The organism is Rhodococcus koreensis (assembly GCF_017068375.1).
Lineage (GTDB): Bacteria > Actinomycetota > Actinomycetes > Mycobacteriales > Mycobacteriaceae > Rhodococcus_F > Rhodococcus_F koreensis.
This window is the reverse complement of the sequence record NZ_CP070609.1, coordinates 7,153,890-7,166,648: the sequence shown is the minus strand read 5'-3', so window position 1 is coordinate 7,166,648 and position 12,759 is coordinate 7,153,890. Positions and strand designations below refer to the sequence as shown.

Below are 12,759 nucleotides of genomic sequence, written 5' to 3'. Positions count from 1 at the left end.
TGGTGACTCCGTCGAGGCGCCATGCTCTCACTCGCGCGAGAGCATGGCGGCTGCTTCGCGTTCGAGGTCGACGTAGGGTTCACCGCTGACGTCGACTGCCACCCGGTTCAGGGTGCCGCCGGTGAACGCCCACGGCGCGGTGCCGGGATAGTCGTCGGTGACGGGTTCCCCGGTGTCGCGGCCGGCACTGAGGCCCTCGCCGGCGATGCTGAACTTGCCGGGCTGAGTTCGGATCCTGCCCTCGCCGACCTGGCGGTCCCCGTAGTACAGGGTCAGCACCCCGTGAGCGGTGCCGGGCGGATCCTCACCGTCCTTGTCGAACGAGGCGGCCAGGAGCAGGTTCTCGCCGGTCGGCAGATCCTCGGTGGCGCTGATCCGCTGTTCCTCGCTGCCGAGGAAGTTGTAGACGTAATGCAGGCGGTTGTCCTTGACGTACAGGGCGTGCCCACCGAAGCGGCTGCCGTGTGCGAACAGCACACCGGACGCCCCGGGTTCGCGGAGATCGACCAGCGCGCCGATCGAGTAGGAGCGGTTTCGGATGTTGACCGCCACCGACTCGGGCACCTCGGCACCGCCCGCCCGGTAGACGTAGCGGTTGCGCGGCGCCGCGAGCTGGGGGCGGGGGGTGGTGAAGATCTCGACCGCCGAGCGGTCGTCGAGGGGCAGCGCCTGGTTGGCGCCGGCCTCGTGGAACCACAGGCCGATCAGCTCGGCGAGCCGCCCGGGCTCGTCGGCGGCGAGGTCCCGCAGCTCGGCGCGGTCCACGTCGGTGTGGTAGAGCTCCCACGAGTCCTCGGGGAACCGGCCCCAGCCACTGATCGCCGGATGGGTGCTCACGGCCTTCCAACCGTCGTGCCAGATGCCCCGGGTGCCGAGCATCGAGTAGAACTGGGTGTGCTTCGCCGTCGGAATGGTGGCCGCATCGAAGCTGTACCGCATGCTCACGCCCTGCAGCGGGTGCTGGGTGTAACCCTTCACGGTGTCGGGCAGTTCGATCCCCATGCAGTCCAGCACGGTCGGGACGAGATCGATGGCGTGGTGATATTGGTCGCGGGTCTCGCCACGGGCGGCGATCCCGGCGGGCCACGAGATGATGCACGGGTCGCAGGTGCCGCCGTTGAACGAATACCTCTTCCACATCTTGAACGGGGCGTTGAAGCCCATCGCCCACCCGTTCGGGTAGTGGTTGTAGGTTCTGGTGCTGCCGAGCTCGTCGAGCATCTTCATGTTCTCGGCCATGTCGTCCGGCACACTGTTGGCGACCTTGTTCTCGTTGACCGAACCGTTGGGGCCGCCCTCACCGCTGGCGCCGTTGTCGGAGACCAGCATGACAATGGTGTTGTCGAGCTGTTCGATCTCCTCGAGGTAGCCCATCAGGCGCCCGATCTGGTCGTCGCAGTGAGACAGGAACCCCGCGTACACCTCGGCCATTCGGGCGAAGAGCCGTTTCTCGTCGGCGGAGAGGGTGTCCCAGGGTCGGGTGAAGTCGAGCGGCGGGAACGGTTGCCCGTCGGGTCCGGTGCGCGTGTCGGGGGTCCCGATCGGGTTCAGCGGGGGAAGTTCGGTGTTCTGGGGTACCAGGCCCATTTCCTTCTGCCGGGCCAGGGTCTGCTCGCGCAAGGCCTCGTAGCCTTCGTCGAACCGGCCCCGGTAGCGGTCGGCCCACTCCTGGGGCACCTGGTGTGGTGCGTGCGCGCAGCCGGGCGCGTAGTACAGGAACACCGGACGGTCGGGGGCGATCGCCTTGACGTCGTCGAGGTATTGGATGGCCTTGTCGGTGATGTCGACGCTGAAGTGGTAGCCCTCCTCCGGAGTGGCCGGTTGCTGCACGGGGTGGTTGTCGTGGACCAGATCGGGATACCACTGGTTGGTCTCCGCCCCGAGGAAGCCGTAGAAGCGTTCGAAACCACGGCCGACGGGCCAATTGCGCTTGGTGGAGGCGAGGTTCATCTCGTCCTCGGCACACAGATGCCACTTTCCGACCATCGCCGTGCTGAACCCCTGCTCGACCAGGACCTCGGCGAGGGTCGCGCACTCCGGCGGGATGTGTCCGTTGCCGCCGGGAAAACCGACCGCGGCCTCACTGATACAGGCCATCCCGTTGGTGGTGTGATTGCGGCCGGTCAGCAGGCAGGACCGGGTCGGGGAGCACAGGGCCGTGGTGTGCCATTGACCGTAGCGCAGCCCGTTGGCGGCGATCTTGTCGATGTTCGGCGTCTCGATCGGCCCGCCGTAACAGCCCAGGGCACCGAACCCGACGTCGTCGAGGACGATGTACAGCACGTTCGGTGAGCCTGGCGGGGCCTTCGGTTGCTCGTACGGTCCCCAGTCCGGGACAGAGTCACGAATATCGAGATTGACGACACCTCTGAACGGCTTGGCCATGATGTGCTCCTCGAATGAGATCCCACTCACTTCCACCCAAGCACTACCGGCAGGTGGATGGCTAGAGGTACCGGCCGGAAAATCCGCTCCGCTCGCCACACGTGGAACCCGGCCGCCGAACCGAACCGTCTTTTTGTCGGCACACGCTGCGCCGGAACGGAATTCCCCTAGCTGCGGCCGCGGGCGGCCAGCGCGTTGACGAACACGTTGGCGATGTCGGCGGGATCCTTCGCGACGTAGCTCGACCCTCCGGTCACCCGCGAGATCTCGGCAAGCGTGGCCGCGTCGGCGTCGTCGGTGATGCCGATGGTCACGATGATGACGGGCCGGGCCGGGTCCATCTCACGCTCCAGGATGCTCAGGAGCTGTTCCTTCGTGATCGAGTCCGGGTCCTCGTTGGCGCCGTCGGTCAGGATGATCACACTGTTCACTGCGCGCGGGTCGTACGTGTCCTGCACCGTCCGGAACGCGGCGAGCGTCGTGTCGTACAGGCCGGTGCCGCCGCCGATCAGCCCCTCGACCTTTCCCGCCTGCTGGGCCATCAGCGCACGCTGCGTGAGTCCGTCCACCACGGTGTCGTAGCGGCGGATCGGGACCAGCTCCTGGTAGTCCTGCGGTCCCCCGCCGAGCCCCTGCGAGAACGCCCACAACCCGGCGGACACGCTGTCCGGGAACATCGCGTTGCCTGCGAGGGCGGCATCGACCGTCAGATCCATGCGCGACCGGTCGCCGGCCGGGGTCTCCATCGACCCCGACACGTCGATCGCGACGAGTGTGCGGATCGGCAGTGCCATCATCGCCCACCCGCCCAGGGCGTCCTGCAACGGCGACTCGTCGTCGAGCGCGAGCTTGGTGATCCTGCCGACGCCGCGGCCGTCGGCCGGTGGACTTCCGTCCGGTCCGCGGAATCCGTGCTCGGCGAGCACCGCGCGGGCCTCCTCGCCGCCGAGGACTGCGGCGACGGCGCGTGCCACCTGGGTGGCCTTGTAGTGCCGGTCCGGGGCAGGCGACGTGACGACGAGCGGGAAGTTCATGAAGTTGCTGCCCGTCGGGGGCACCGTCGCGGCGAGCGTGCGGGCGCCGTCACCGTCGGTGAATTCGAGCACGGACTGTTCGGTGGCGACGGCGACTCCGCCGTTGTCGACGACACCCTGGAGCATCTCCTCGCCGACGGGTTCGTCCGCGGTGCGCGCGCTTTCCTCCTGCGCGAGCGGAACCAGCGCGGCCCGCACCGTCCCCGCGGACACGGGGTCGGCCTGGCCCTCGGCGAGTGCCGCGTTGATCGGCGCCTGCGCGACCCCGGTCACGAGGGGGTTGCCCAGCTGGATGTCCTTGATTTGCAGGGCGGCGAGCCACGTCGGCGACGTGGGGGCGTCCTCCTCGCGGGAGGCCAGCACGACGGGCGAGGACGCGATCGACCCCGTCATGACCTCGACCGGTCCGGCCGCGGTGAGTGCCGCCTTGCCCACCCAGGCGCCGCTGTCGGGGATCCAGAGATCCGGGGCGTCGGTTCCCTTGCCGAGCCGTCCCGCGATGTCGCCGGACGTCGCGGCGCCGACGGCGACGTTCGCGCAGCCCAGGTCGGTGCGCTTCGCTTCGCCGAGGATGCCGCCGAGGGCGGGAGCGATGCTCGGGTCGGCGGCGAGGGTGTAGTCGGTGACCTGGTCGCACTCGTCCGGCCAGGAGCGCACCGCCTGAACGACGACCACGACGGAGGCCACGAGCCCGATCACGGCGGCAGCGCACACCGCGTAGAAGGCGGGTGAGCGCCCCTCCCGCTCCGGCCCCGCGCTCGAATGACGCCCTCCGGCCATCGCCTGCCCCCTCTAACAGTTCGGTCACGAGACGACCACCGTCGCACCGGACCGAATATGATCCGGCCCACATCGTAGCGAACGGTGCGCGGTACGACTTTGTGCTGGTGACGGGGATGATCCGTCCAGCCGCGCGAGCGGACCGGTCAGCGATCGGGTTGCTCGACCTCGAGCCGGCGTGCCACGAGCGCGGCCTGGATCCGCCGGAGCCCGGAGGGCCGGGTCGGATCGCAGCCCGTCAGCTGCGCCACCCGTTTGAGCCGGTAGTGCACCGTATTGGTGTGCAGGTGCATCTGCTTCGCGGTGCGCTGCCGATTCAGATCGTGGCCGATGTGCACCTCGAGCGTCTCGATCAGTTCGGGCGAGCCCTGCAGCGGTTCGAGGAGCCGAGCCAGGTGGGTCCTGCCCGGCCCCGGCCGGGTGAGCTGGTATTCGAGCGCCAGATCGTCCATCTCGTAGAGGCCCGGCTCCAGGGCCAGCTGATCGGCGAGGTCGAGGAGTTCGTGGACCTGGTCCGCCGCCGCGGGGATACCGGCAGTCCGGACCCGGGTCGCCGTGGCGGTGAGGGGAACCCCGGCGGCCGCTTCGATCCGGTCGAGCAGGGAGACCATCCACGCCCGCTCCGGCGAGCCCGGAAGCAACAGCGTTCCGCCGTCCGGGCTCATTGAACACAGCGCCGCCCCACCCGCGGCGTCCGCCAGCTCGATCTGCAACCGGCGCAGCTTCTGCCGGGCGACGACGGCCTTGCGCCGGTGGGTCACGGCCTCGGTGGGATGCGACGGAATCGACAGCCCCAGCACCACGTACTCGTCGGCCAGCTCCACACCTGCGTGCCGGGCCGCCGTCGCCGCCTTTCGGCCGCTGAGCAGCGCCGTGACGAGATTGACTGCGGCGCCGTCGCGTTCGCTGTTGACCGCTTCAAGTTCCTCCACGTAGCTGGTCGTGGCGGCGACCGTCACGCATTCGAGGAGGGTGAACATCACCTTCTGGATGACCAGGAGTTCGGGCAGGTCTTCCTCGCGGGCGTTCGAGGCGACGAGGTCGCCGGCCTCGCGGATGCCTTCGTGGAGGATGCGGAGCACGAGTTTCAGCGGGAACCCCTCGCGGGCCCAGCGCGCGGAACTGTTGCGCACCTCCGCGAGGTCCTCGTCCGTCGGGCTGATGCCCTCGTCGAGCATCTGGATGCCGAGACCGAGGCAGACGATCGTGAAATCCATGACGTCGCTCTGCAGTTGTTCACCGGGCAGCGAACCGCACGGGGTGACGTTGTCGGCGAAGTGGCGGACCAGTTTCTGCGCGACGGTCAGCGTGTCGCGCAGCGGGGCGGACGCGGGCCTGCCGTCGACGAGGATCTGCGAACCCGCCCCCGGACTGTGATTCGTCATAGATCTGACCGCTTCCATATGTGGATGACACCGAACTCCCGCATCATCGACATCACGCACACATAACGAGGGTCCGCTTCTGTCACCGTTCTATCACGACAGCGCCCTGTCCAGGGCGAATACCGGCACCACAGCCGATGGTCGGTCAGTTCTCCTCGGCGACCCGGACGACCAGCTTGCCGAAGTTGCTGCCCCGGAGGAGCCCGATGAACGCCGCGGGCGCATTCTCGAGCCCGTCGACGATGTCCTCGCGGTAGGCGAATCGGCCCTCCCGGATCCACTCGGACACGTCGCGCTGGAAGTCCGCGTACATCTTTGAGACGAACTCGCTCTGGATGAACCCGCGGATGGTGAGGCTCTTGACGAGCACCCGGGAAAAGAACCCGGGCAGCCGATCCGGCCCCTCGGGGGCCTCGGTGTCGTTGTACTGCGCGATCAGGCCGCACACGGGAACGCGCGCGTACAGGTTGAGCAGCGGCAGCACCGCCGCGGCCACCGCACCGCCGACGTTCTCGAAGTAGACGTCGATGCCGTCGGGGCACGCGGCGCGCAGCTCCTCTGCGAAGTTCGGAGACCGGTGGTCGACGGCGGCGTCGAATCCGAGTTCGTCCAGCAGGTAGGCGCACTTCTCCGGTCCGCCTGCGATCCCGACCGCCCGGGCGCCCTTCCGTTTCGCGATCTGTCCCACGGCCGAGCCGACCGGACCGCTGGCCGCCGCGACGACCACCGTCTCGCCCGCTTTCGGTTGCCCGATCTTCAGCAGGCCGGAGTACGCGGTGAAGCCGGGCATGCCGAGCACTCCGACCGCGGTCGACAACGGCGCGGCGTCGCGGTCGAGTGCGCGGAGGTGGTTGCCGTCGACCACGGCGTGCGACTGCCATCCCGCGTACCCGAGAACGTAGTCACCGGTCGCGAAATCCGGGTGCCGGGAGTCGACGACCTGCCCGACGGTGCCACCGACCATGACCTCGTCGATCTCGACCGGGTCGGCGTACGACTCGGCGGCACTCATCCGGCCGCGCATGTACGGGTCGAGCGACAGGTAGATGACGCGGATCAGCACCTGGCCTTCGGCGGGGTCGGGGAGATTCACCGCCTCGAGCCGGAAGTTGTCGGCGGTCGGCTCGCCGTCCGGCCGGGAGGCGAGGACGATCCGGGTGCTCTGAACGATGCTCTCGACACTCACTGTGCGCCTGCCAATCCGTGTTGGGCCGGTATCGCCCGCCACCTTACCGATTTCAGAACAGCTGCTTCTTCTGCACCTTGCCCATCGCGTTGCGGGGAAGCGACTCGACGACGCGAATCTCGCGGGGCCGCTTGTGCACCGACAGTTCGGTGGCGACGTGATCGATCAGCGCGGCCTCCGACACGTCGTCCCCCACCACGAACGCCACGAGCCGCTGACCGAGGTCCGGGTCGGGGAGGCCGACGACCGCCGCCTCCCGCACGCTGGGGTGGCCGAGGAGGGACGTCTCCACCTCACCGGCCCCGACGCGGAATCCACCCGATTTGATCAGGTCCGTGGATTCGCGGCCGACGATGCGGTGGAACCCGCCCTGGTCGATGACGGCGACGTCACCGGTCTTGAAGAAGCCGTCGTCCGTGAAGGATTCGGCGGTCGCGTCGGGCCTGCCGAGGTAGCCGTCGAACAGCATGGGCCCCCGCACCTGCAGACCGCCGATGGATTCGCCGTCGTGGGGGACGTCGCCACCGCGCTCGTCGCGCAGCCGGGTCTCGACGCCGCGGACCGGCACACCGACCCACCCCGGACGACGCTCGCCGTCGGCCCGGGTGCTGAGCGTGAGCATCGTCTCGCTCATGCCGTACCGCTCGACGAGTGCGAGCCCGGTCAGCTCCTGCACCTTCTCGAACACCGGGACGGGCAGCGGGGCGCTCCCCGACACCAGCAGTCGCGCACCCGACAGCGCCCGCGCCGACTCGGGGTCGCCGGCGATACGACTCCACACCGTGGGGACACCGAAGTACATCGTTCCCCGTGCCGCCGCGTAGGCCGCCGGGGTGGGTTTGACCGTGTGGACGAGCCTGCTGCCGATACGCAACGGTCCCAGCACACCGAGGATGAGCCCGTGGATGTGGAACAGCGGAAGTCCTTGCACCAGAGTGTCGTTGCGGGTCCACTGCCAGGCGTCCGTGAGGGCGTCGAGACCGGCGGCAATGGCCTTCCTGCTGATCAGGACCCCCTTGGGCGGTCCCGTGGTACCGGACGTGTAGAGCACGAACGCGATGCTCGACTCGGGCGGTTCGGGGTAGCTGTGCCACGACCGGGCGTGGACACGCACCGGCACGACGGGCAGGCCCGCAGCGTCCGGCGGCGCCTCACCGAGCCACGCCTGCGCACCGGAATCGCGCAGGATGTGCTCGAGTTCGGCGGGTCCGGAATCGGGTGGCACCGGCACCGCGGTCACACCCGCGATGAGGCAGCCCACAACGGCGAGGACCGTGGTCACAGTGGGGGTGGCGAGAATCGCGACCCGATCCGCGCGTGCCACCCGTTCGGCCACGGACGTCGCCGCGCCGAGCACGTCGCCGCGGGACAGGGTGGTGTCGCCGATCCGGATGGCGTCGGGAATGTCGTCGCCCTGGGCGACGGCCAGAGGATTCAGAGATCGCAGCAGCACATCGACAGCTTCTCACAGGGCCCGGAGGCGGTCCGGTGGGTCTCCCGGAGGCGGACTGACCGTGGCGAGTGCCGCACCCAGCAGGGCCCCGGTCAGGACGGCCAGCCCGTGGGCGTCGTCGACCACCACCAGCAGGACCCCGGCGAGCACGATGCCCCCGCTCGCGGCGAGGACCCACCACTCCTTGGACTGCATCACCACCAACCCCGCGAACGACGCGGCCAGCGCGAGCGTGGCGCCCGAGTTGCCCGCGCCGGGCGACGGGAACAGGAACGCGGTGAACAGGCCGAAGATGATCTGGCTCGCCACGAACAGCAGTACCGCCCGGACCCCACCCCACACCCGCACCGCGAGCGGCGCCACCCACGCGAGGACGAGCAGGTTCACCACGGTTCCGGCCACTCCCCCGTCCTGCACCGCGACCGACGTGAAGATCCGCCACCACTGGTGGTCCCGGATCTGGTCGGGGTCACGCTCGAGGGCGTCGAGGACGGCGGGAACGACGATCTGCAGCAGTGACGGCACGGCGATCAGCAGCCACAGCACCACCGCGGTGCGCGGCGGACGGGTGAGCCGCATCTCGCCGATGCGCCCCTCGCCGATCTGCACCGATGCGATCAGCGAGGCGAGTACGAGAACGACGGCGAAGAGGACCGCGCTGATCCATCCCGCGCCTGAAGTCGTCACCGCGAAACTCTACAACGACGCACCCGCAGCGGAACCGGTCAGCGGCCGCGCCGGTCAGTCCTTGGTGACCACCGAGCGCAGGAAGAACCGCAGGTTCGAGGGACGCTCGGCCAGTCGCCGCATGAAGTACGCGTACCACTGGCTTCCGTACGGAACGTACACCCGAACCTGCTTGTCCTGGTTAGCGAGCCGACGCTGCTCGACGTCCCGGATCCCGAACAGCATCTGGTGCTCGTAGGCGTCCGCGGCGCGGCCGGTGCGCCCGACCAGCGGGGCGACCGCGTCGATGACGGCCGGGTCGTGCGAGGCCACCATCGGGTACCCGTCGCCCTCCATGAGGATCGTCAGGCAACGCACATACGAGGCGTCCACGGCGGCGCGGTCCTTGAATGCCACGGATTCGGGTTCCCGGTACGCCCCCTTGCAGAGCCGGACCCGCGAACCGGGGCCCGCGAGGGCTCGGCAGTCGTCCTCGGTGCGGCGCAGGTACGACTGCACCACGGCACCGAGCCAGGGGAAGTCGGTGCGGAGTTCGCGGACGATCGCGAGCGTCGAATCGGTGGTCGTGTGGTCCTCGGCGTCCACGGTCACCCACACCCCGGCCGCCTCGGCTGCGGCGCAGATCGTGCGGGCGTTGTCGGTGGCGATCCGTTTGCCGTCGCCGGCGAGCGCCTGCCCGAGCGCCGACAACTTCATCGACACCTCGAGCCGGCGGACCCCCGACGTCCTGTCCGCCGCCTCCGGCAGGGCACCGAGATCGGCGACGAGCGCCAGGTACTCGTCGACCGTCACCTGCGCGCCCGCCGCGTCACGGGTGTCCTCACCGAGGAAGTCGATCGACACCGATCGGCCCGAATCGAGGATCTCCCGAACGGACGCCAGCGCCGACTCCCGGCTCTCGCCCGCCACGAAGCGGTCGACCAGTTTCCGGGTGACCGGGGCACCGGTGACGGCGCGTTTGACGCGCGACGACCGGGCCGCCGCGAGGATCGCCGGGCGAAGCGGATTCGCCAGAACCGTCGGCGCTTTCATTCCGACCCCATGTGCGGATATCGGTAATCGGTGGCGGGGACGAAAGTCTCCTTGATGGTGCGGGCCGACACCCAGCGCAGCAGGTTGAGTTTGGACCCGGCCTTGTCATTGGTGCCGGACGCGCGGGCCCCACCGAACGGTTGCTGCCCGACGACGGCACCGGTCGGCTTGTCGTTGACGTAGAAGTTTCCGGCGGTGAACCGCAGAGCCGCCGTCGCCTGCTCGACGGCCTGCCGGTCGTCGGCGATCACCGCACCGGTCAGCGCGTACGGGGCCGCCGAGTCGACCTTGGCGAGCACGTCGGTGAACGCGTTCGGGGCCGAGTCGTCGTACACGTGCACCGTCAGGATCGGGCCGAAGTACTCGGTGGTCATCGCCTCGTCGTCGGGGTCGTCCGCGAGGAGCACGGTGGGACGGACAAAGTAGCCGACGCTGTCGTCGTACTTGCCGCCGACGGCGATCTCGAGGCCTGCCGCGCCGCGGGCGCGTTCGATGGCCGCGACGTTCTTGTCGTAGGCGCGCCGGTCGATGAGGGCACCGCCGAAGTTCTCCAGGTCGGTCACGTCCCCGTAGGTGAGGGCGTCGACTTCCGCGGTGAACGTGTCCCGCATCCGCCGCCACAGCGACTTCGGGACGTAGGCACGGGAGGCTGCGGAACACTTCTGGCCCTGGTATTCGAATGCGCCGCGGATCAGCGCCGTCCGCAGCACGTCCTCGTCGGCCGAGGCGTGCGCGACCACGAAGTCCTTGCCGCCGGTCTCCCCCACCAGCCGGGGGTAGCCCGCGTACTTCCCGATGTTCGCGCCCACCTCGCTCCAGAGGTGCTGGAACGTGCGGGTCGAACCCGTGAAGTGGATTCCTGCGAGCCGGGGGTCGCTCAGCAGCACCTCCGACACCGCCTGCCCGCTGCCGGTGAGCAGATTGATCACGCCCGGGGGCATGCCCGCCGCTTCGAGCAGTTTGATCGTCCAGTACGCGGCGACCGTCTGCGTCGACGACGGCTTCCAGATCACCGTGTTGCCCATCAGCGCGGGCGCGGTCGGCAGATTGCCGGCGATCGCGCTGAAGTTGAACGGAGTGATGGCGTAGACGAAGCCCTCGAGCGGACGGTATTCGAGCCGGTTCCACACACCGGGCGAGGAGATCGGCTGGTCGGCGAGGATCTGGCGGGCGAAGTGAACGTTGAAGCGCCAGAAGTCGATCAGCTCGCACGGCGCGTCGATCTCCGCCTGCTGGACCGACTTCGACTGCCCGAGCATCGTCGCCGCGGCGAGCGTCTCGCGCCACGGCCCGGACAGCAGGTCGGCGGCACGCAGGATCACGGCGGCCCGGTCGTCGAACGACAGCGCCCGCCAGTCCGGTGCCGCGGCCGTGGCCGCCTCGATCGCCGCCGACGCGTCGTCGTGGGTGGCGCTGCGCAGCGTGCCGAGCACGGCGGCGTGCCGATGGGGTTGCACGACGTCGACGCGGTCGCCGTTGCCGTGACGGTGTTTGCCACCGATCACGTGCGGGATGTCGACGGGATTGGTGGCGATGTCGGTGAGCGCGGATTGCACTCGGGAACGTTCGGGACTGCCCGGCGCGTACGTGTGGACCGGCTCGTTGGTGGGCACCGGAACCTGGGTGATGGCGTCCATGCTGCCTGCCTCCTGCCCTCAGATCGTGTGAGGAACTGTGACCGGGAACCGCGGCCGGACGGGGACACCCGTCCGAACGGAACCCTCGAGCCCAGGTTAGCTCTGGATGGGGGTACCCATCCGGTTTTGACGCGCCGACGGGCTGGCTAGCATCGGCGCATGGCCGAACGGAACCGCGTGTCACCCCGATCCGACATCGTCGCGATTCCACTGCGCGGCCGGTTCATGGGCAATCGGGGCTGCCTGCACCGCGGGCACTCCGTGGTGCGCAATCATTCCGGCAAACGGTGGATCATCTGCGTCACCGACTACCCGGCGCGCACGGTCCCGCAGTGGAGCGAGGGCCACTACACGGTGCTGTTCTTCCACGACGAGGCGGTGGCGCTGGCCGCCGGGCACCGGCCGTGCGCCCTCTGCAGGCGCGAGCGGTACAACGACTTTCGCGCCGCGTGGCGGTCCGCGAACGGGGGCGGCCTGCCGAGCGCCGACGAGATGGACGCCCGGTTGCACGGGGAACGACTGGACGGGTCCCGTCAGCGAACGCACCGGGCCGCGTGGTCGTCGTTGCCCCGCGGCGCCTTCGTGCTGTTCGACGACGGACCTGCGGTCGTGCTCGACGACACCGTCGTCCCGTGGTCGGCCGACGGATACGGGACGCCGTCGAACCGGCCGACCGGCACCGCCACGGTCCTGACACCGCCGTCCACCGTCGCCGTCCTCGCGGCCGGCTACCGCCCGGACATCGCCTAGCTCTCCACGTCGCGTGCGTTCGCGACGAGCTGGTGGGCGTCCTGGTCGGTGGCGCCGAGCCCGAAGCTGATGATGCGTTCCGGGCGGATGCGGATGGTCGGGCCGCCGAGGCCGTTCGCCTGGGCGGCGTCGGCGTCGAGGGCCTCGGCGCGCCCGCGGATTTCGACGCAGCGGACCCGCCACGGGTCGACGGACGGCACGTCGTCCACGACGAACGCCACCTTCCCGTTGTCGGCGACGTTGCGGAACTTGCGGCTCGCGGCCATGTTGTAGCCCTGGATGTCGATCGTCGACGTGTCGGGGTTGTAGTGGAAGCCGACGGGACTGACCTGCAAGGTTCCGCCCGGTTGCACCGTGGCGAGCCTGCCGATGCGCTGTGATGCCAGATAGTCGAGTTCCTGCTCGGTAAAGGACATGAGGCCAGGCTAGA

At 69.3% G+C, this 12,759-nt stretch carries 10 protein-coding genes; 1 reads left to right on the top strand and 9 read right to left on the bottom strand.

The window, feature by feature from the left end; translation table 11 throughout:
• Positions 1-27: 27 nt before the first annotated feature.
• From JWS14_RS32540 to pruA, 8 genes are all read right to left on the bottom strand, one after another.
• Positions 28-2,385: an arylsulfatase gene (locus tag JWS14_RS32540; protein WP_206015124.1), complete on the bottom strand. Its 2,358-nt coding sequence runs from the start codon at positions 2,383-2,385 to the stop codon at positions 28-30.
• A 167-nt stretch (positions 2,386-2,552) separates the two neighbouring features.
• Positions 2,553-4,199: a substrate-binding and VWA domain-containing protein gene (locus tag JWS14_RS32535; protein ID WP_206015123.1), complete on the bottom strand. Its 1,647-nt coding sequence runs from the start codon at positions 4,197-4,199 to the stop codon at positions 2,553-2,555.
• 146 nt (positions 4,200-4,345) lie between these two features.
• Positions 4,346-5,584 carry a PucR family transcriptional regulator gene (locus JWS14_RS32530; RefSeq protein WP_206015122.1) on the bottom strand — a complete coding sequence of 413 codons (1,239 nt, stop codon included), beginning with the start codon at positions 5,582-5,584 and terminating at the stop codon, positions 4,346-4,348.
• Positions 5,585-5,729: 145 nt separating this feature from the next.
• Positions 5,730-6,770, bottom strand: a complete 1,041-nt coding sequence (locus tag JWS14_RS32525; protein WP_206015121.1) for an NADP-dependent oxidoreductase — start codon at positions 6,768-6,770, stop codon at positions 5,730-5,732.
• 52 nt (positions 6,771-6,822) lie between these two features.
• Complete coding sequence (locus tag JWS14_RS32520; protein ID WP_206015120.1) at positions 6,823-8,223, bottom strand: acyl-CoA synthetase; 1,401 nt, start codon at positions 8,221-8,223, stop codon at positions 6,823-6,825.
• A 12-nt stretch (positions 8,224-8,235) separates the two neighbouring features.
• Positions 8,236-8,910 carry a rhomboid family intramembrane serine protease gene (locus tag JWS14_RS32515; RefSeq protein ID WP_072940471.1) on the bottom strand — a complete coding sequence of 225 codons (675 nt, stop codon included), beginning with the start codon at positions 8,908-8,910 and terminating at the stop codon, positions 8,236-8,238.
• 54 nt (positions 8,911-8,964) lie between these two features.
• Entirely contained in the window at positions 8,965-9,942 is a 978-nt protein-coding gene (locus JWS14_RS32510) for a proline dehydrogenase family protein (protein WP_072940475.1), read from the bottom strand.
• Positions 9,939-11,579: an L-glutamate gamma-semialdehyde dehydrogenase gene (pruA, locus tag JWS14_RS32505; protein ID WP_095861090.1), complete on the bottom strand. Its 1,641-nt coding sequence runs from the start codon at positions 11,577-11,579 to the stop codon at positions 9,939-9,941. The genes JWS14_RS32510 and pruA overlap by 4 nt, the downstream gene beginning before the upstream one ends.
• A gap of 159 nt (positions 11,580-11,738) precedes the next feature.
• Between pruA and JWS14_RS32500 the strand changes: the two genes are divergently transcribed.
• Positions 11,739-12,329 (top strand): hypothetical protein, encoded by a 591-nt coding sequence (locus JWS14_RS32500; protein WP_206015119.1) that lies wholly within the window; start codon positions 11,739-11,741, stop codon positions 12,327-12,329.
• Here the strand turns inward: JWS14_RS32500 and JWS14_RS32495 are convergent.
• Positions 12,326-12,745 carry a PPOX class F420-dependent oxidoreductase gene (locus tag JWS14_RS32495; protein WP_095861092.1) on the bottom strand — a complete coding sequence of 140 codons (420 nt, stop codon included), beginning with the start codon at positions 12,743-12,745 and terminating at the stop codon, positions 12,326-12,328. The two genes, JWS14_RS32500 and JWS14_RS32495, sit on opposite strands and share 4 nt — an antisense overlap.
• Positions 12,746-12,759: the final 14 nt, after the last annotated feature.